The following is a 19,712-nucleotide window of genomic DNA, read 5'->3' on the forward strand; positions in this document are numbered from 1 at the left end:
GCTTACTTCTCCTTTATTTTCGTTTATTTTTCAGATTTAGGTTCAATATCAGCGCAATTTTACTTATTTAATGGCATCCACCACAGGTGCCGCATCCAGCGCCGGCACTTGGATTGCGGATAAGGAATCCCTTTCCGTTTTCGTCCTCAATAAAGTCAATACTGCCCTCAGAAAAGTTCTTCTCTATATCTTTTGCCATAACGAGTTTAATCCCATTACTTTCCATAGTCACGTCATCTTCCTTTGTTTCATCATCAAAGGCTAAGCCATACTGAATTCCACTGCAGGCAACCCCGGCAACAAAAATTCTAAGAGCAAGCTCAGGCTTCTCTTCCTGTTCAATCAGTATTTTCAATTCTGCAGCAGCTTTGTCTGTTACTTCTATCATTTACGCACCTCTTTTTTATTTTTCATACTTACATAGTTGTGGTTTTATTTCCTATAAGATGCCATCCGTTACAGCTCAAGGATAATTTCCAAACTTTATATACTCTTGCATCGGTCAAATATAACATTTATCGTAAAATTGCGCTTTTTTCTGAAAAAGACTTTTTCACAGGAATCTTGGAGGATAGGGTCTGGATTCTTTTTCAAGAAATCCTTTCTATTCTGCCAGTATATATAAATCTATTTTCTATTTTATATATTTTTCTTCTAATACTTTTTTCAGATTCCTGATTCACAGAAATTCAGCATCTTCATCAACAGGCTCCTCAAGAACCTTTGCATTATAAGCATTAATCTCCACGGAGTTACGTTTTCCCTTCACTTCCCAGACAGGGATATACACAAGCTCCATATCGAGCTGTATTTCCTCAGACCTGGGGCCGATATTCCTGTGCTCATATATAACAGCCTGTCCTTCTGTATTGTTAAAACGTATCTCGCGTGTATTTTCCTCTTTAATATAGTCCAGAAGAATCCTTTCTGCCTGTTTTTTGTCCACATTCGGTCTTTTTAACTCGTAATGCACGGCAGGAACCCTTGTAGGTGTGCCAAACCCTTCTATCTCCATCTCTTCCTTTGACTTATTTAGAGCATTAAGAAAACCCTTTCCCTTTCCGGCAATACTCAGGACTTTTGACCTGAAGCGTTTTTCTGCTTCAACATTGTATCTATATTTCCAGAAAGGTACAAACTTTAAAACTGAATCCATAGGGTTGTATATATAGGGTTTTGCAATAATAATAGCCTGGTTTTTAGAAATCCTTGGTTCTACAGACCGTATATTCAGCATTTCGTACGATTCAGTTTCCGGGGCCTCAACCTGTTTCGGCTTCCTTAACTCTTTTTTATCTTCCAAGCTCCGTCTCAGAGGTTGATTTTCAAAATGAATTTTCTCAGCCTCTGATTGCTGGTTCTGCAGAGGCAAGAGATCTTCTTTAAAGTAAGGTTTCTCTCTGGATTCTTTTTTTAACTTCCAGCTTTCGACAGGTAATTCGAAAATTGTTTGCCTGTGCTGGTCTCGTGAATCATTTGATGTTTGAGCCTCCGTTTCAGGATACGAAATCTTTGATTTCTGCTCCAGATTTACAAGAACCGATCTTCCAATTTGAAGAGCCAGTTCATCCCTATTCCAAACATGGATCCCAAGTTCAGCTGCATAATCAATTAATTCTTCAGGCCCTTTCTGGGTCATCACATAGATTCCTGTACAGTCCACTATCTTTTCTGAAAAAGCTTTTATTTCCTCGCGACCTGGCTGTAGGGCACATTTGACATAAGCTTTATGCCTGTTTTTCTCCACAAAAACGTCATACTGGCTGGATATTGTGGCATTGTATCCAGAGGATTTGAAGATATCAACAAGGATTTCTAAAAGGTCTTGCTTCATGATTCTCACTTTCTTATATCCTGCACAGCTAAAATAGTTTATGATTACATTCGAAATTTAATAACCTGGCATATTTTATTATAACTTGATTTTTTTCCCTTCTTAGATCTCCTCAACTTTTATTTCCAGGGATACAAATATTTAAGAAATTAAATCCTAACCACATATATTATGAGTGGAATTATGAGTGGAATCAGGTTTGGAGCAGATTCCTTTTCCACATACGAGGAAGGGATAAAGAAAGAGTGGATCGTAGGAAACGGACTCGGGGGATATGCCTCATCTACAGTAATAGGGACAGGCACAAGGACTTATCATGGACTGCTTGTGGCAGCTCCAGAAAACTCCCCAGGGAGGTTTGTATTGCTTTCTTCCCTTGATGAGGAAATTTCGATTAACAAGGAAGTTTATCGGCTTGCAACCCATAAGTATCCTGGCACTGTTTTTCCTTCAGGCTTTAGTTACCTCTCCAAATTCATCCTTGTTCCTTTTCCTCTCTGGGTTTACCAGCCCGGCGATTTTACCATAAAGAAAAAGGTCTTCATGACTCACAATAGCAACACAACCTGCATTCTCTATGACATCAAGTCCAGGAGAGAAGGAGCTCTGCTAAGGATCTTTCCACTGGTAAATTCCAGAAATTTCCATTACACTGTTCGCTCAGGAGAACTTTCCTTTACTCAGAAAACCGACCCTGAAGGAGTAAAATTGGAAAGCTCCAACGGCTTTACCTTCTCGCTTTCATCCAATCTCCAGTATCATTCCGATCCCAAATGGTATTATAACTTTGAATATGATGCTGAGAAGCAAAGGGGACTCAACTTCCAGGAAGATAATTTCAATCCGGGTTACTTTGAAAGCAAACTCAAACTGGGTACTTCCCATTTTTTCATTGCCGCTTCAACCGAAGATATTTCTTCTCTTACTCTCGAGCAGGTCGAAGAATTCTATACAAGGGAAACTTACAGACAGAATCTTCTTGCCTTCAATTCAAGGCTTACCGAACCCTTTGCTCTTAAGCTTCTCAGGGCAACGGACCCTTTTATAGTGAAGAATCCTTCTTCAGGTGAAAGTACGGTGATTGCAGGATATCACTGGTTTTCTGACTGGGGGCGGGACACCATGATCTCTATGCCTGGCCTGCTTTTAATTCCCCGTCGTTTTGAGGAGGCAAAATTCATTCTCAAAAACTTCTCCAGGAATTGTAAAAAAGGACTGATCCCGAATGCTTTCCTGGCACTTGGAGGGGATCCAATTTATAACACTGTGGACGCTTCTCTCTGGTTTATTCACACTGTGGGCCGATACTTCGCATATACGAAAGACTTCCTTTTCCTCTCGGACGTCTGGGATACTGTGGAGAATATCATAGAGAATTACCGCAAAGGTACGGACTTTGGGATCGGCATGGACTCCGATTATCTTATCCGACAGGGCCCTCAGCTAACCTGGATGGATGCTAAAATAGGGGAACAAGCAGTGACCCCAAGAGCAGGTAAAGCCTGTGAAATTAATGCTCTGTGGTATAATGCCCTGAAAACAGCCTCCAATCTGGGCACCTATTTAGGAAAAAACATATCCTCATATGAAATTCTTGCAGCCGGAGTGGCTTCAAATTTTGAGAGTGTTTTCTGGAACCCTGAGACCAATTGCCTCTTTGACCTCGTGTCTCAGGACAAAGCAGGAAATGAAGTTAAAGACCCTGCGATCCGCCCCAATCAAATCTTCGCAGTAGCCCTGCCTTATACTATCCTTTCACCTGAAAAAGAAAAAGCAATAGTGAACAGAGTTGAAAAAGATCTCCTGACTCCTTTTGGACTTAGAACTCTTTCAAGTGATCATCCCGCTTATAAAGGACACTATCAAGGAGATGCCGCAGCCAGAGATGCCGCCTATCATAACGGGACAGTCTGGCCCTGGCTCCTTGGCGCTTATGTAAAAGCTTACCGGAAGGTTCACAACTATTCTAAAGAAAGCCTTGAAAATATGCGGGCTCTTCTGCAGGGTTTTGATATAAACCTTGAAACTGCAGGCATAGGCACAATTTCCGAAGTATTTGATGGGGATTATCCCTACACTCCAGGAGGCTGCATTGCCCAGGCCTGGAGTGTGGCGGAAATTTTAAGGGCATATGTTGAGGATGTACTTGGGATCAAACCCTGAAAAAAGAGCCAGGTTTAATTTCGTCTCTATTGCGCTTCCCTTAAGATCTAATGCCCTCTCTTTTTTATACTTGTTCTGCAATCTATCTCCCATGATTGATTTTGATTCTTTGAAATCCGAAAAGGGTCTTATCCTTGCTGTGGTTCAGGACCAGCTTAGCAGGGAGGTGCTTATGTGCGCCTATATGAATCGGGAAGCTCTTGAGAAGACCGTGGAGACCGGAATCGCACACTTCTGGAGCAGAAGCAGACAGCAGTTATGGAGAAAAGGAGAGACTTCGGGGCATGTACAGAAAGTGAAAGAAATCAGGGTCGACTGTGACATGGATTCTCTTCTCCTGCTAGTGGAACAGGTAGGGGGAGCCTGCCATATGGGATACAGATCCTGTTTTTATCGAAACCTTGAAGGAGAGGTTGTAGGAGAAAAGGTCTTTGAGCCTGATGAGGTATATAAACCTTAAAATTAAAGAAACTAAAATTGAAAAAACTAAAATTTAAGAAACTAAAATTGAAAAAACTAAAATTTAAGAAACTAGAATTAAAGAAACTAGAATTAAAGAAACTAGAATTAAAGAAACTAGAATTAAAGAAACTAGAATTAAAGAAACTAGAATTAAAGAAACTAGAATTAAAGAAACTAGAATTAAAGAAACTAGAATTAAAAAAACTAAAAAAAATATTGAGTTATTTGTTTCTTATTTCATTTTTATATTTTATGGAGAGGACTTACGCGGTTAAATCAAAAAACAGCGGTATGCAATCTGAAATATACTTATTACAATACTTGTTACAGAATTCTTCGCACTTCATTTTAGCTCATTTACTGCATATAGTCCTATCCATAAAAGACTCAATATACTTTTAGAGTTTCACTGTTTCACTATTTCTGCAATCCGATGCGGAGTGTACAAATGAACCGTATTAGTATAATTTATCTACAGTTTAATCTATTGTTAGGATTGTCAACAATTAACAGTCCCAACAGTCATCCCAATCGTCGCCGAACCATCCGTTGTCACAATCGCATCCCCATCCATTGTCACAACTGCATCCCCGACTGGTACCGAACCAGCTATTTTCTACGAAGTCTAACAAGTTAGTGCCCACTTTATCATTATCTACTACTTTTCGATCAAAGACTCTTTCTCTAGCTGCCTTTTTAACCACTTTTTCTTTAGCTACCTCTTTAACCACCTTTTCTTTAGCTACCTTTTTAACAGCTTTTTCTTTAACTGCCTCTTTAACCGGTTTCTCTTTAGCGACTTTTTCTTTAACTCCCTTTTCTTTAGATACCTCTTTACATTTGCCATCGCTAGTCTTTGAATACCATGCACTTGCTGATGCAGCTGTCAATGATAATACTAAAAAGACAGCTAACAAAATAAAGACTGTTTTCTTTATTTTGTTATATCTTTGTTCTCTCATCTATATCATCTCCATCATTCTGCTAGGTTCGATACAATTTCACCTTTACTGGTTCCCCAATTCACTTTTTATGGGCAAATCTACTTGATTTAAGAATAAGTAATCTGCTTACATTTCTGGAAGACTATCTAATGAGTAAACTATGTTGCTTCATTATTTGCCGCTAAAAGTGATTTTTTATTGTATCGCTAGTTTATTATTATCCAGCGCATATAATAATTGTAGAAATATAAATTAGAAACCGATATTAATTACAATCCGATTTTTGATATTCAAAATAGTTTTAAATATTTATTAGATTACTATATTTATTAAAACTAGAATTTAAAAGTTTAAATGATAATTTTATTCAAAATAATTATGATTAAATTTAACCCAGTACAAAAATTCATTGAAGAATGTTAAATATAAAATCACTGAATTTTGGTACTGAATCCTTGTGTGGCTAATTTTATATAAATAATGTTATCATTATGAATGCATCCAAAAAATAAGATTATTTGTTGAGTTAACGAATACTTGAAGCGACATCTGTCGCAAATAGTCTGAGCGAAAATTCTCCGCCGCTTTTGACCCTAAAGCCCGCCGCTCCTCTGTGACCTCCTCCACCATATTTCTGAGCTATTTCGGCACAGTCTGTAGAGTTCGATCTAAGCGATACCTGAACCATATCATTAACGATCTGCCACATGACAGCTATATCATATTCTGGCTTCTGGTAAACATATTCTCCAATGTCGCTGGCATCCGATGTAGTATTGATAAGTCTCGCTCTGAGACCGTGAAAATTGATGTCTGTGCCTCTTTCAAACGCTTTCTCAATCCTAACTTTCTGTACGTCTGCAAGTGCACGTCCAATTATTAGGTAGAGTTCAACTTTTTCTTTTCCATTGTTGCTCGATGCCAGCAAATCTTTCCAGTCTTCATCTTCTGGGGAATGAATAAGAATTTGGCAAGCTTCCGTAAATGCTGAAATTTCCTCCTTCTTGTCCCCGAATTGCCAGATGTCCCGCCTAGAAATGTACTCAACTGCTGTAGGGAGTGGCTGATCATTTTTAAAATATTCCCATGTAAGCTGGGAGGCAGCTTTTGTGATATCCCTTTTTCCCAGAATGTTTGAGTTCCACAATTCCTTGTGCTCTTCCATTGTCGTTTTGTGATGATCTATCCATATTAATTTTTTTCCTGCTATTTCTACAAGAGTTTCCATATCTGGAAAAGTGAAATCGAGGACATAGACTTCGTTAGCTTCTTCGATTTCTTCTTTTTTCCATGTATTGCCACTATACTGCACTGCAATGCATTTTATTGGATTATAGGTAGTTTTTTCCGTTGCCTCTCTGGCCTGAGCTGCTGAGCACTGACCGTCAAGGTCATCGTGATGATATATAACAATCATTTAGTTCTACTCCTTTGGTAAATCCCTACACTTGTAACTCACATAGTCTGAAATATAGGCAATTATTATTGATGTCACTTGGATAATGACGTTTGCGTATGTTGACATCTAGTTTCCTCCATTTTAATAGGAAAGAGGGTCTGCAAAATTCTTAATTTGCTGCAAACTGTTCCGCATTTTTTATCATACACAACCTTTTTAGTGAAAGAGAGGAGGGAGAATCATTCATCATTTAAAAACTCTCAGTAAATTGCCTATTCTTCCAAGCTATAGTTTAATATTTAACAGTAAAACAAAAAAGAATCGTATTCTTTTCAAATTCGATGGAGAATTTTCCAACTCGAAAAATATGCATAATTTTATCATACATTTATAAAGTTGAATACATCTCTTGAAGTTCTTTTTTAAACTTGGTTAAATTTTTAACTATTTAGTAAATACGTGAAATTTACTTTTACCCATACAATTTGAAGAGGATACAAAGAATCTACTAAATAATATTCCTTAATTGTTTTCAAACAAATTTTTAATCTCGGTAGCTTTGAGATCTTTGATATCTTTAATATTAAAAGTTTTGAAATTTCTTAGAATATTTGATGAATGAGTGCCTAAATCATTATATGCAAATCTCTCAAGGTAACGTTTAAACTGTAAAATTTCATCGGATTGAATTTCCTGATAATCAGGAGAATTTGGCTTGGGATTTGCATTTCTACCTAATCTGGAAAGAACACTCTCTCTCAGACTCGCTAATGTAGTAGGAATGTCAACAATAACTGGATCCGCATTCTGTAAAATCTCGTCTGACAATAAATATATAGTGATTTCTCTTCCATAAGCATTCAATTTGACAGGAACAAAACTTCTTCTTTTAACTAAAAAATCAATTTCGCGGCGAGTAGCTTGTTCCAAATTCCCAGGAATGATACAAACCATTTTTCTATCAATTATTTGACTCTCTTCCTCTAAAGCAAAATCAGGTCCATCTATTATTTTTCCTTCAAAACATGGAACTACTAAATTGCGATAATAACTTCTGGCAATCCCATAAGCTGAAGACATACTATTCAATGGTATTCCAAAGTAATCTGTCATAGGATTCTCTATTAGATCTCCATCTTGCCGTGCTTGAAGAACTTTGTGGATAACCGGCCCCAATTTATTTATGGCTTCTTCCGTTTCACGAGCATTAATCTCAAAGTGGCGATATTGAGCCCTATCAAAAAGCTGGAGATCTTTTTCATTATCTGCAACATCTCTTATTTTGACAGGAACGCAGGGTCTTCCCATTGCATCGATAATAGCCATTTCGTAAAGGACATTTGGATTGTTTCCGGTGACATCAGCAATTACTAGCTGTGCTCTGTCGCAGGAACGGATAATATGGTGCATAATATTCCCGAATTCTGGCACATCAGGCGTGAAGACTTCGAAGTTATTATTCTCAAGAATCTTTTCTACTACATCATGAGCGAGCCATTCCAAAAGTTTAATATGTTTCTCGTTCATTGGCCCTATAACGAAACAACGATTTGTCATAATAACATATTAACTATCAAACTTATAAAACTAGCTACTATAAAGACTGAAATTATAATATATTTATATTATATTAGATAAATAGCAGGGCATCATATTTTATTAATAAAAATAAATTTATAATATAAAAGTTTAATATATAATTTGCAGATAATTCTAATTAAAAATAAACCAATCTACTCAAAAGTGCTTTGTCTATTATTGTGTCAATTTAGTACATTAGCTACATTAATATTAAAATAAAATTAATCATAATAATACACTTTTCGGAATATTTTTTTGATAATCAATACTCCTTACGATAGCGTTTTCTAAATCATCTTCAAATAAAAGAGAAAACAAATGAAACTTGGTGAAAATTGAATACTACCGTTTTTTAGTTTCTAAATACGTCAAATTTAAAAGGCTTCCAAACCGATCATAGGAATTTTAGTATTTTCGTCCGACATAACACTATCAAAAATAATATTAAGTATAATAAGAGTTTGTAACTCATTTGAATCCTACATTAGAACTTATGGTACCGCCTAGGGTATAGGTTATTATATATCATCTAGTTCTATATCTCCTTTTATGGCAGAAGAGAAGCAGATGCTGAGGATTATTCCGGATACGAGTACCGTTATTGACGGGAGGCTTTCGGTTAAGGTCAAAAGTGGGGAATTCAGAGGTGCTGAAATCGTAATTCCTGAAGCTGTGGTATCTGAACTTGAAGCTCAGGCAAATAAGGGTCGGGAAATAGGTTTCAAAGGAATCGACGAACTTTTAGAACTTCGTAAGCTTGCAAATCGGGGAGAAATTAACCTTCAGTTCAGTGGAGTTAAGCCCACTCTTGAAGATATCCAGCTGTCCAACGAAGGCAGGATAGATGACCTCATCCGAAACACAGCTAGTGAAGTAGGGGGACTGCTTGTGAGCGAAGACAGGTTACTGTCTCTAGTAGCTGAGGCTAAAGGGCTTAATGTCGAGTATATGCATCCTAAAGTCCTGGAACCATCCGAACTTCCGCCTCTTAAAGTAGAACATTTTTTTACTGACGATACGATGTCCGTACATCTTAAAAATGGGGTATCTCCTATGGCCAAAAAGGGGCCTGTAGGGGATATACGCTATGTAAAAATTCGTGATGAGCCTGTTACTTCTGCGGAACTTTCCAGTATCTCAAGAGAACTTATTGAAAGGGCCAGACTGGACCCCGAATCTTTTATCGAGATGTCTTCAAGTGGAGCTACTGTCCTGCAAATCCGGAATATGCGAATTGCAATTGCTCACCCGCCTTTTTCCGATGATATGGAAATTACAATTGTGAGACCAACTGTGGTTGTGGACCTTGAACACTACCGGCTGAGCGATAAACTCAAAGAACGGATTGTAAGCCAGCGTGGTATTCTTATTGCCGGCCCTCCCGGAGCCGGAAAGTCTACTTTTGCCGCCGGAGTTGCTCGATACCTGAATGACCGCGGACAGGTAGTTAAAACAATGGAGTCACCAAGAGACCTCCAGGTGCCTCCTGAAATCACCCAGTATTCACCTTTGAACGGCAAGATGGAAAATACTGCAGACCTTTTGCTTCTGGTCAGGCCGGATTATACAATCTATGATGAAGTCCGTAAGACCGGCGATTTTCTTATTTTTGCGGATATGCGGCTTGCAGGCGTGGGAATGATCGGGGTAGTACATGCAACCAGGGCAGTGGACGCAATTCAACGCCTGATAGGAAGGGTTGAACTGGGCGTGATCCCTCAGGTAGTCGATACCGTTATTTTCATTGATAAAGGAGAAGTGGCAAAGGTTCTGGTACTTGAGTTTACCGTCAAGGTTCCTCATGGAATGACCGAGCAGGATCTTGCAAGGCCGGTAATCGTCATTGCCGATTTTGAAACCCGAAACACAGAATATGAAATATATACCTATGGGGAACAGGTTGTTGTTATGCCAGTAGGGCCTCCTACCGAGCTAAGGAAACCTGCCTGGAAGCTTGCGGAAGAGGAAATAAGAAATGTTATTGGCAGGTACGCCTCCGGCCCGGTTGAAGTTGAAGTGACTTCAGACGACAGTGCACTCGTAAAGGTCCGGGAAGACGAGGTACGAAAAGTTATTGGCAAAGGTGGGAATGTCATTGACCGGATCGAAAATGTTCTTGGCCTGCATATTGACGTAAGAGAACTGGAAATCGGAGCCTCAGGGGCTGCAAAAGGCCGGAAGTATGGAGCTGAAAGTAAAGCTCTCCGAGGGAAACTAAAGACAACCAGCTTTGAGGAAGAGCCCAGTGTTTCTTCTGTTCATCCTTTCATAGAAAGAGATAAAAAGCACCTTATTCTTGGAGCACCGGAGCTTGCAGGAAAGGATGTGGAAATATATCTTGAAGACCAGTATCTGTTCAGTGCAACCGTAAGCCGACATGGAGATGTGAAACTCAGGGCGAACTCGGATCTTGCATCTGAGATTCTGGATGCTCAGGATAAAGGAGAAACAATTGAAATCAGAATGATCTGAAAAGTAACTGCCGAAAGATAAATTAGGCAACACAGATAAAGCCGCAAGATAACGGAAAATCACTCATCTTTGAAAGTAAAGTATAAGGTTCTTCATGTTTCTAATAGGCCCTTCACACCTCCAATAGGTCATTCATCCCTTTAATAATTTTTATCCCTTCTGGGGTAATATCAAATAGGGAATACTTGATCGGGACAGCCTTGTCCCGCATTTTCTCAATGTAAAGATATTTCTTTGTCTTTCCGTAGTTGAAATTCTCCTGTGAAGTAAGCCTGATTAACCCGAAAACCATGTAGCCAGTAAGCCTGTGGGTGAGATTATAGGAATCCTCATCCATAACAAAAAGACTTGTGCACCCGTTTTTTAGAAGTATAATGCTTATCGAACTGAATTCATCGGCAAATTCTCTTATGTCATGGTTTATGGCCATTACCCCTATGTTGTCGATAACCATGACATCAACTTCCGAAGACATGGAACTTAAATACTCGATTATATCAATATCCACAGCACATAGCCCTTTACCAAATTTCGAAGCGCTTTTGATTTTGTTCATTTTATCTTCAAAGATATTCTTGATACTGAGGTGTTTACTTTCAACGAAAGGCTTGAGGTCAAGGTTAATGCTTCGGGATTGGCTGAGGATATCTTCCGTAAGCTCTCTTGTAAGAATTAGTATGCACTTCTTCCCTTCATTGCAGCTTCTGTGCAGGAAATGAATTCCAAGAATTGTTTTTCCGGCGCCTGGAGGACCCGTAACCAGAATGCTTTTTCCTTTAGGAAAACCTCCGTCCATTAGCGTATCCAACCCTTCAATCCCTGTAGATAAACTTTCCATACTATCACATCTTAAACTCAGGTATATTTCTTAGTTATTTTAAGGTGTTTTAAGTAATATACTCTTCCTTTAAAAAGTTTATAAGTGGGGTTGGATCATCAAAGGAAAAAGCAATGCTGGAGATAACATGACAAGTTATGTGAATTCAAATTCCAATGTAATCAAAAGCTATGTTAAAAAGCAGGAAAAACGGAAGGAAAAAATCATATTACCAAATGAAAATAATCGATTTCAAGAAATCATTATAACCATAATGAGGGCACGAAGGGTGCACCAGAGCAACTTTGATTCATTTTTAATCAATAAAAACTTATCAATAAAAGTTTATCAGTAAGAGTTTATCAATAAGAATTTCAGAGCTATTTTTCACGATCCAAAACTTGATTAGTTCGAATCTGAGGTTTGTGGAAGTGAGATTAACTGTTTACTATTGCAATTGCATCGCAACTAAAAAAACAAGGATTTTTCCTTCCCGAGAAAAATTCAGGCAAGATGAAGCTCAGGGAGAATAAATCCTTGTATTTCTAATTTTCTGCTTATTTTTATTTATTCATTCTATTGCATGTTAATAGCGTCACAGGACTTTAATTAGCAAATTCAATTTTTAATAGTATTTTTCATGAAGTCGGATTTCAGAAGGGTTATTTCTTATTTCCAGTCTTCAGTTCGATTGTTTTTTCCAAATCTCCGATCTTTATGGTGTACTTGCCTGCCGGCATCCCGGAAGTGTGGTAATTGAATTCGAATTTCCCTTTTGAATTAGCTTTCAGGGTCTGAGATGCCTCAACTTTAAGGTTTACAGAGTCTGCACTCGGGGCAGCATCGCCATCAATAAGAACCTTGTAAGTAAGGGGCGGAATATGTCTCTTAGAAATAACTGCAATTCCTTCAGGTGATGCATCAGAAGACCGCTCGATCCAGAATAATTTTTTTAAGTGTATGTTCAGGTTCTTTACTCCCTCGGTCGTGACCGTAAAGCGGGCATCTTTACCTTTCGGGATCTTTATCTTATCAAGCGAATACTGGTATCTGCCCTCGGTAACAGGGAGCTCCTTTACAAAAGAAACTTGAGCTCCAAGTTCCTCTCCCGGAGAAGCCGTACCTTTTATTTTCAGAGTATCTCCCACAGTCGGATTGGAGGGAGAAATCTGCCAGTCAGTCTTAGCTGCTGACGGAGAAATAAATAAACCAAGCAAAAGAAACACAGACAGAAATCCGAGAACAAGTTTTGTTCTTTTTAATTTCACGAGCTTTATGTTGTTTATATAACTATTAATTTTCACAAGAAACTCCTCTTTTTAAGATTTTATATTAATAAAAACACAAAACATTTTTAAATTATTTTTATTTGATTTTAATATTAAACCCTGGCAAAAAAAATTTTAACTAAATATAAATTTTAGACAATACGTTTTTTAAGATCTAACGTTTGTTTATTGTTAATAAGGATTTTGTCTTATAGCAAAATTATGAGAAATTAAATGCAAATTGTGTATTTTTAGCCTAAAATGTGAAGATATGAAGTCTTTATAGATATAGATATAAATAAATTGATCACGTCATTTAATATATTAAAAAACTAGACTATTTGAGCAAACAAACGTTGATAGTAAAAGTGAGTCCATGAATACTAAAAATATGTGTAAAATAATAATTTTTGTCAACTTTAACAAAACATCAGTCAAATAAATTTTTAAAAAGCCTCAATTAACATACCTTTCCTTAAACTCTAAAATCTGCTTGCTGCTTCCCACAACTGCAATGATGTCTCCTGCCCTTATTGTTGTCTGCTTTTTGATAGCCGTTATGACGAGTTTTCCTCGCTCGATGCCTATTATAGTACAACCGATCTGTCCTTCCAGGTCAAGTTCCTCTATTGACTTGCTGTCAAGAAGAGAACCTTTATCAATGTGGCATTTCTCGATTTCTATGCCTTCGTAAAGCATTATGTCTTCATCGATTCTACAGCTTTTCCCCATGCAGTTTGCAGTCATTTTGGCAAGCATCTGCCCGGCTACTATAGAAAGAGAACCTACATAGTCGGCTCCTGCTTTGTAGATCTTTTCAATCGATTTTACGGAATTTGCCCTTGCTACAATGGTAATTTCCGGATTCAGGTTCCTGGAAATGAGAGTTGCGAAAATAACATTGGTATCGTCATTAAGAGCCACAAACTCAAAGGAAGCTGTCTTTACTCCAGCTGCCAGCAGTATGTCTTCATCTGCCCCGTTCCCAACAAGATGTTCGAAGTCTACGTTTTCAAAAACCTTATCATTAGAGTCCACAACTACAAAGCGAAACGGACTTCCATAAAGTATATCTACTATGCTCTTTCCGACATCCCCATATCCCAGTACGATAAGGTGCCCTTTTGGCTCCATTTCTGCTCCCATGTCCTGTAAATTTTATTCGCCAAATTCAGTTTAGAGTTGTTAGCTTAGAGTTTTTATCCTTAAAGCTTGCCTTTTTACCCGCTAATGCAAATAAATTTGGCGGGCATATTATTTTATTGCAACTGTTTCGTATTTCTTTCAGTTTTGAATCTCAGATTTATGTGTCAATCTCTCCCAGTTTTGAACCTCATATTAATGTGTAAGTTTCTTCAGTTTTGAAAGTTCTCCACGAGTCCCTACCGCCAATAAAACGGTATTCTCCCGGACAATATCTTCTTCCTTGGGATCAAAAGATAGAGTCCCACTATTCCAGATTCCTACAATCTTTGCACCTGTGAGCTGCTGGTTGGAGATTTCCTTAAGTGACTTGCCTATAAGAGGGCTTTTCAGGTAAACGGGAAACTCAACAATATGGACTCCCTCAAAAACCTCAGTCGCCCCCGTAACCCGGCTTACGAGCCTGTCCATTGCCTTCCTGCCAATAAACTCCCCGAACATCGATTTAGGAGAAACTACTGTATCGGCTCCTGCATATTTGAGATATCTTGAGTTAGATTGGTCCTCTACAATAGCAATAATGTTGACATACTGAAATTCCCTGGCAGTCAAAACGATATTCGCATTTTTTTCGTCCGACTTATTTGCAATAAGGAGTTTGGCTTTCTCTATGCCAGCGTTCAGAAGGGTTTGCTTATCAGTCGGAGACCCAAAAATGCAGGGAATATTTTTATAAACAAGTTCCCTGATGAGGTCTTCTTCTTCTTCGACTATTACAAAAAGCATATCCTCCTCGGTCAATTCATCTATCAGGGTTTCAACCAGTTGATTGTATCCGCAGATAATTATGTGATCTTTCATGCCTGAAGAGACCATTCTTGGCATCCTGAACTTGATAACTCTGTCCATCCAGGGAGCAACAACATAGGTTATAAGAAAACCCGAAATCAAGATTATGCCCATAATCTGCACGATTATAGCAAAAAGTCTTCCTGGCAGGGAAGTGAAGACTACGTCGCCATACCCAACGGTTGCAATAGTTGTTGTGGCCCAGTAGATAGCAGTAATAAGGTTTGCATTTTCGGGCTGGTTCTCAAAAATCATGAGATACTCAAAAGTAAAAACATAGATAACAAACAGGAACACAGCCGCTATTTTGTACGCGATATAGGGATGCCTGTGCAGTATCTTCCGAAACCCTGATAACCTGAAATTCTTGCGCCCGGAAATAACCATCTTTGAATCCCCGCCTGAATTTTTCATATAAGGTTAAGCTGAAGCGTCCTGTAGCTGTTTTACTTGTAAACGTCTCGTGGTTTTTACTGGTAAATTTCTTGTGACCTTTACTGGTAAACGTCTTGTGGCTTTTACTGGTAAACGTCTTGTGGCTTTTGCTGGTAAACGTCTCGTGGTTTTTAATGGTAAATGCCGTAACTATCTACTGAAAAACATCTTATAGCCGACTGGTAAGCACCTTATAACCATTGCTGATAAATGGCTTGTGATGCTTGTAGATATTACTGATATTTCTATATATCTCCAGTTTAACAAAAATTTTATGCAAATAATATTTTGGGATTAAACCTGGAAAAGGGTTTTGAAAGTAAAAAGAAAAAAGTAATTGAATGATATTGCATGAATAAGAAACAGGGAAAGAAAGTAAAACCCAAGCCTTATAACTTCCTTGAAGGCCAGGGTTCATCTGAGATTTCGATGTCAATCACATCCACTGTCCTATATAGGGCCCAAATATCATAAATATAAACGAGAACAGGATCAACATCGAAAAGCTCGCTGTGATGGAGTTTGAGATCTTTTCTGAGATTGAATCGTTCCTTGTGAACCGGTATACAAAGGAATAGATGGAATCCTTAAACACGTGTCCTCCGTCCAGGGGTACGGCAGGCAGACAGTTGAACAGTCCTACATAAAAGTTCAGCCAGCCAACCCAGAGCAGAGTATTTGCAATCCAGAAAATCCCTATTCCCAGAGGTTCTGCCCAGCCCACAGGATGGAAAAACTGCATGAAAGTACCTGAAAAACCTCGGAATCCTTCACCTGCAAATCCATAGATGGGAAGTCCAAAGAGAATGATCCAGCCTGCAGGTATGGTTAGCAAGGACGGTATTTGATTCAGGGCTTCAAGATACACTTTTGATTGAGGTATCAACACGGAAATTCCGAGCATAGGGAGTTCCATAACTGCATTATTCCCGTAAATAACTCCTAGGAAACCGTAATCGTTTTCCGAATTAGATGATAGTTGCACATCGAAAACGACAGTGCCTTTTTCAGTGAGGTCGCCTGTGTAGTTTTCAGAGGGAAGAAGTTCTACTTCTACGGTCTGGTTTACCCTTGTGGTTTTCATAAAATTTACGAAACTTGAAACATTTTGCATTTCTGTGTTGTTGATCCTGATCATTGTCATTCCGGTTTTGATCCCTGCAGATTCGGCGGGACTTCCTGAAACAATTCCTCCTACAGACACTCCGCCAATGTAGTCTTCGGGGACTGAGGCAACCTGTAAATCATGCGTGGATAATGTACCGTTTTTTGTGGCATAAATATGAACCGTCTCTCCGGGACTGATTTTTTCGAGGTATGTTTGTAGCTCTTCGGCTGTAGTGATATTGGTATCATCAATCTGTGTTATTATCATGCCGTTCTCAAGCCCTGCATGGGCAGCCGGAGAACTTTCGTTTACACTCATGATCATTGCATCACTTAAAGGCGCGATTGCCCCGAGTACGGGCCCGAAGAAAAGCAGGAAAGCGATAAAAGCCACGGTAAAATTGGCCATAACACCTGCTGCAAGAATCCGGGACCTCTGGGTTCTTGTTGCGCCTATAACAGGTTCGGGCTTCGGCTCCTCAGGCTTTGTGATCTCAGTTTCTTGCCTTGTTTTTTCTTCTTTTTCCCATTTCTCGATTTCTTCGATTGTGGCTGTCAGTGGAAGTTCTCTTGTTGTTTTCTCTTTAGTCCCGAAAAGCTGTTCATCGTCAGGCTCCGCAAAGCCTCCTATAGGAACCAGAGCATACAGGATTCCCATCGATTTAACCCGGATGCCTTCAACTCTGCAAAGAATCGCATGCGAAAACTCGTGCACGACAAGCGTGACTATAAGGGCAATAGCTCCCCAGGTAAAAGGAATGAACTCATTTAATCCCGGAATGAGAAAGATATTTCTCGGAGAGTTATATTTTCCCGGTTCAGGCATGTTTCCGCTAAGGAAAGAAGTATACATCCCAAGATCCGAGATAGCTATGACTATAAACATTGCAATCATGCCTGCAAACATCAGTAAGATTCCAAGGTTTGCAAAGTTTCTCCAGTAAGATTTCGGACGGGCGAGTACATCGAGCAGCTTGAGGCCCTTAGTTGTCCTAATCATAAGGATGGGAAGTGGCCCAAAGGTGCTTATGTTATACTTCTCCAGAATACCTTTCCTGTCAAGAACGGAAACTGCGAACCAGTACAGTAAAAAAATACTCAGTGCAATGCTTGTGCCATTCAAGGGAATTCTCCGAGTTATTGAACTGAACAAATTATAATTAAGCTTAACCGTTCATGAATTAAACGTAAAGTTCGCGAATTAAGCCAAATCAGTTGTTAATTAAATTTAATCAGCTATGAAGTAAGTTAAATTGGTATGTAATCTAGTATAAATTTTAATATTTATTTTAGTATATGGTTTAGTATATATTTTAGTATAAATTTTAGTACATATTTTAATATGAAATTTATATTAAAATTTGGCATGAAATTTAATATAAAACTAATATAAATCATAATATATATTTTGATATGCTTTTTAATATAAAATTTATAGTAATTTTAATATAAACTTTATTTTAAAGCTAATATAAATTTTAATATATATTTTGATATGTTTTTTAATATAAAACTTATATTAAATTTTAATATAAACTTTAATATAAATCTGATATAATTTTTAATATCCATTTTGGTATAAATTTTGAATTAAACTGTATGTACGAATTAAACTGTATATACAAAACTGTTGAGAAAAATATATTTATAAATTTTTTTATTGTTGCTATGTATATATAAACGTTAACATCGTTATTATATAACTCTGCGTATAATGTTCTGCGCCAATTAATTCATTGTGTTAAGTTCTACTGCTCAATATGATATAAAAATATTATATTATGCCTTACTATTTTGAATCAATATATATTCCGTTCCTTTTCAAAAATACTCTTATCTGGAAAAGGATACATAGCAATACATACTAATTATATAAAAATATATATGAAAGTTTATATAATAGCCAATGCCGAGACATTTTATAGCCAATGCCAGGGAGTTCGAATGCCAGGTAGATAGACACTATTTACAGATGGAATAATGTGCTTTAAATTAAATATCTTGTTCACTAAATCAGGTTTCTGTGGAGATCAGGTTTCTGTGGAGATCAGGTTTCTGTGGAGATCAGGTTTCTGTGGAAATCAGGTTTCCGTGAGGTGTCTGCTTATGCTTGGAATTGTGTATATTACCGCAGGAAACATGAAGAATGCGTCACAGATTGCAAGAGAACTGGTTTCAAAGAGGCTTGCAGCCTGTGTGAATATGTTTCCGGTATCTTCGGTTTACCGATGGAAGGAAGAGATTGAAGAAGACAATGAGATTGCCATGTTTGTAAAAACTGATTCTTCACGCTTTGAAGAAATCACAAAGCTTGTAAAGTCGCTACATACATACGAGATGCCTGCAATAGAATTCTGGGGAATTGAAGGAGAAAAGGAGTATCTTGACTGGGTTCATGTTAACAGTTCAGGCGAAGAAACCAAAAAATAAGGCAAGACTTAAAGTTTGAAGGCTGAAGGCCTGAAATCGAAAAACCTAGTTAATAACGGCAATAACTCCCGAATTTAAATTTTTACAGAACTGGTTTACTTATAGAATTAGTTTAATTTTCAAGAGATTCTACTTACAGGATTTTGCAGAATAGTTTGTTTACAGGATTAGGTTTATATGTTAGTTCTATCGTTACCTTATTGGATTCCGTAAATGCGGGAGTAACCAAGCGGTCAACGGTGGCAGACTCAAGATATAATCAGAAAGACTAGATAATATTTGAACTAATCAGATAATTTAGCAACAAGCGGGAGTAACCAAGCGGTCAACGGTGTGCGACTCAAGATCGTATCGCGCAGGCGTTCAGGGGTTCGAATCCCTTCTCCCGCACTAAAATTATTATGGTTTTTCTATTCTTGCTTAAGATATTTTTCTCTTAATTTATCTAATCCGGTTTTAATTTCGCTGAGTTACGGCAAGGAGCCAAGTCAAGAACAACGGATTTAAGATCTGATATCAAAGGATGTCGTGGGTTCGAATTCCATCCCATAGCACTAATTTATATATTAGGAACGGTGGCAAATAAACAACCGTATACATTTTCTCAATCTCAAGCGCGTTTTTAAAGGTTTTTTCAATCATTTCCTCAGACCGCAACTTCTTGTCATCCGCCCTTCCTCTGACAGCAGTATAATTTTCGAGGGGAAAAGCCTAGTGTCAAGAAAATTTAGTTCTTAGTTATCTAATAAGTTCCGAATCATTATACGCTGATAGGAAGCTACCAATGATTATGCTCAATAATTAAATT

14 protein-coding genes, 1 tRNA gene and 1 pseudogene are annotated in these 19,712 nt (G+C 38.0%); 6 read left to right on the forward strand and 10 right to left on the reverse strand.

Annotation, left to right across the window (positions count from 1 at the left end):
* Positions 1 to 67: 67 nt before the first annotated feature.
* The gene (locus MSKOL_RS09665) at positions 68 to 388 is read right to left on the reverse strand and encodes an iron-sulfur cluster assembly accessory protein (protein WP_048120566.1); all 321 of its coding nucleotides are present in this window, start codon (positions 386 to 388) and stop codon (positions 68 to 70) included.
* A 291-nt stretch (positions 389 to 679) separates the two neighbouring features.
* Positions 680 to 1,834, reverse strand: a complete 1,155-nt coding sequence (locus MSKOL_RS09670; protein WP_048158273.1) for a hypothetical protein — start codon at positions 1,832 to 1,834, stop codon at positions 680 to 682.
* Positions 1,835 to 2,017: 183 nt separating this feature from the next.
* Between MSKOL_RS09670 and MSKOL_RS09675 the strand changes: the two genes are divergently transcribed.
* The 3 genes and pseudogenes from MSKOL_RS09675 to MSKOL_RS21625 all read left to right on the forward strand — a co-directional run.
* A complete protein-coding gene (locus MSKOL_RS09675) occupies positions 2,018 to 3,997 on the forward strand; it encodes an amylo-alpha-1,6-glucosidase (RefSeq protein WP_048155689.1) in 1,980 nt (659 codons plus the stop codon).
* Between the two features lie 91 nt (positions 3,998 to 4,088).
* Positions 4,089 to 4,457, forward strand: a complete 369-nt coding sequence (gene hisI, locus MSKOL_RS09680) for a phosphoribosyl-AMP cyclohydrolase (protein ID WP_048123866.1) — start codon at positions 4,089 to 4,091, stop codon at positions 4,455 to 4,457.
* Positions 4,458 to 4,471: 14 nt separating this feature from the next.
* Positions 4,472 to 4,861 (forward strand): annotated as a pseudogene (locus tag MSKOL_RS21625) (pentapeptide repeat-containing protein); the annotation flags it as partial.
* Positions 4,862 to 4,965: 104 nt separating this feature from the next.
* Here the strand turns inward: MSKOL_RS21625 and MSKOL_RS09690 are convergent.
* From MSKOL_RS09690 to MSKOL_RS09700, 3 genes are all read right to left on the reverse strand, one after another.
* On the reverse strand, positions 4,966 to 5,421 hold the full coding sequence (locus MSKOL_RS09690) for a hypothetical protein (RefSeq protein ID WP_048120571.1): 456 nt from the start codon (positions 5,419 to 5,421) through the stop codon (positions 4,966 to 4,968).
* A gap of 508 nt (positions 5,422 to 5,929) precedes the next feature.
* A complete protein-coding gene (locus MSKOL_RS09695) occupies positions 5,930 to 6,820 on the reverse strand; it encodes a DHH family phosphoesterase (protein ID WP_048120572.1) in 891 nt (296 codons plus the stop codon).
* A gap of 504 nt (positions 6,821 to 7,324) precedes the next feature.
* Entirely contained in the window at positions 7,325 to 8,305 is a 981-nt protein-coding gene (locus MSKOL_RS09700; protein ID WP_156151033.1) for an STING domain-containing protein, read from the reverse strand.
* A 627-nt stretch (positions 8,306 to 8,932) separates the two neighbouring features.
* Here MSKOL_RS09700 and MSKOL_RS09705 point away from each other — a divergent pair.
* A complete protein-coding gene (locus MSKOL_RS09705) occupies positions 8,933 to 10,855 on the forward strand; it encodes a PINc/VapC family ATPase (RefSeq protein ID WP_048155694.1) in 1,923 nt (640 codons plus the stop codon).
* Between the two features lie 112 nt (positions 10,856 to 10,967).
* On the opposite strand, the gene MSKOL_RS09710 is transcribed toward MSKOL_RS09705, so the two are convergent.
* From MSKOL_RS09710 to MSKOL_RS09735, 5 genes are all read right to left on the reverse strand, one after another.
* The gene (locus MSKOL_RS09710; RefSeq protein WP_048155698.1) at positions 10,968 to 11,693 is read right to left on the reverse strand and encodes an RAD55 family ATPase; all 726 of its coding nucleotides are present in this window, start codon (positions 11,691 to 11,693) and stop codon (positions 10,968 to 10,970) included.
* A gap of 641 nt (positions 11,694 to 12,334) precedes the next feature.
* Positions 12,335 to 12,976: a hypothetical protein gene (locus MSKOL_RS09720; protein WP_052725403.1), complete on the reverse strand. Its 642-nt coding sequence runs from the start codon at positions 12,974 to 12,976 to the stop codon at positions 12,335 to 12,337.
* 420 nt (positions 12,977 to 13,396) lie between these two features.
* Positions 13,397 to 14,086, reverse strand: a complete 690-nt coding sequence (locus MSKOL_RS09725; protein ID WP_231592169.1) for a TrkA family potassium uptake protein — start codon at positions 14,084 to 14,086, stop codon at positions 13,397 to 13,399.
* A 192-nt stretch (positions 14,087 to 14,278) separates the two neighbouring features.
* Complete coding sequence (locus MSKOL_RS09730; RefSeq protein ID WP_231592170.1) at positions 14,279 to 15,346, reverse strand: TrkA family potassium uptake protein; 1,068 nt, start codon at positions 15,344 to 15,346, stop codon at positions 14,279 to 14,281.
* A 457-nt stretch (positions 15,347 to 15,803) separates the two neighbouring features.
* Positions 15,804 to 17,597, reverse strand: coding sequence for a site-2 protease family protein (locus MSKOL_RS09735; RefSeq protein ID WP_048120584.1), 1,794 nt, complete (start codon positions 17,595 to 17,597; stop codon positions 15,804 to 15,806).
* 917 nt (positions 17,598 to 18,514) lie between these two features.
* On the opposite strand from MSKOL_RS09735, the gene cutA reads away from it, so the two are divergent.
* A complete protein-coding gene (gene cutA / locus MSKOL_RS09740; RefSeq protein ID WP_231592171.1) occupies positions 18,515 to 18,904 on the forward strand; it encodes a divalent-cation tolerance protein CutA in 390 nt (129 codons plus the stop codon).
* A gap of 307 nt (positions 18,905 to 19,211) precedes the next feature.
* A tRNA-Leu gene (locus tag MSKOL_RS09745) sits at positions 19,212 to 19,294 on the forward strand.
* Positions 19,295 to 19,712: the final 418 nt, after the last annotated feature.

It is taken from the genome of Methanosarcina sp. Kolksee, assembly GCF_000969945.1.
In the GTDB taxonomy this organism is placed as follows: domain Archaea; phylum Halobacteriota; class Methanosarcinia; order Methanosarcinales; family Methanosarcinaceae; genus Methanosarcina; species Methanosarcina vacuolata.

Excerpts from the sequence above, each read along its gene's own strand:
- MSKOL_RS09695 (WP_048120572.1), bottom strand. The coding sequence starts at position 6,820 with ATGATTGTTATATATCATCACGATGACCTTGACGGTCAGTGCTCAGCA.
- MSKOL_RS09710 (WP_048155698.1), bottom strand. The coding sequence starts at position 11,693 with ATGGAAAGTTTATCTACAGGGATTGAAGGGTTGGATACGCTAATGGAC.
- MSKOL_RS09665 (WP_048120566.1), bottom strand. The coding sequence starts at position 388 with ATGATAGAAGTAACAGACAAAGCTGCTGCAGAATTGAAAATACTGATT.
- hisI (WP_048123866.1), top strand. The coding sequence starts at position 4,089 with ATGATTGATTTTGATTCTTTGAAATCCGAAAAGGGTCTTATCCTTGCT.
- MSKOL_RS09725 (WP_231592169.1), bottom strand. The coding sequence starts at position 14,086 with ATGGGAGCAGAAATGGAGCCAAAAGGGCACCTTATCGTACTGGGATAT.
- MSKOL_RS09730 (WP_231592170.1), bottom strand. The coding sequence starts at position 15,346 with ATGAAAAATTCAGGCGGGGATTCAAAGATGGTTATTTCCGGGCGCAAG.
- MSKOL_RS09675 (WP_048155689.1), top strand. The coding sequence starts at position 2,018 with ATGAGTGGAATCAGGTTTGGAGCAGATTCCTTTTCCACATACGAGGAA.
- MSKOL_RS09670 (WP_048158273.1), bottom strand. The coding sequence starts at position 1,834 with ATGAAGCAAGACCTTTTAGAAATCCTTGTTGATATCTTCAAATCCTCT.
- MSKOL_RS09690 (WP_048120571.1), bottom strand. The coding sequence starts at position 5,421 with ATGAGAGAACAAAGATATAACAAAATAAAGAAAACAGTCTTTATTTTG.
- MSKOL_RS09705 (WP_048155694.1), top strand. The coding sequence starts at position 8,933 with ATGGCAGAAGAGAAGCAGATGCTGAGGATTATTCCGGATACGAGTACC.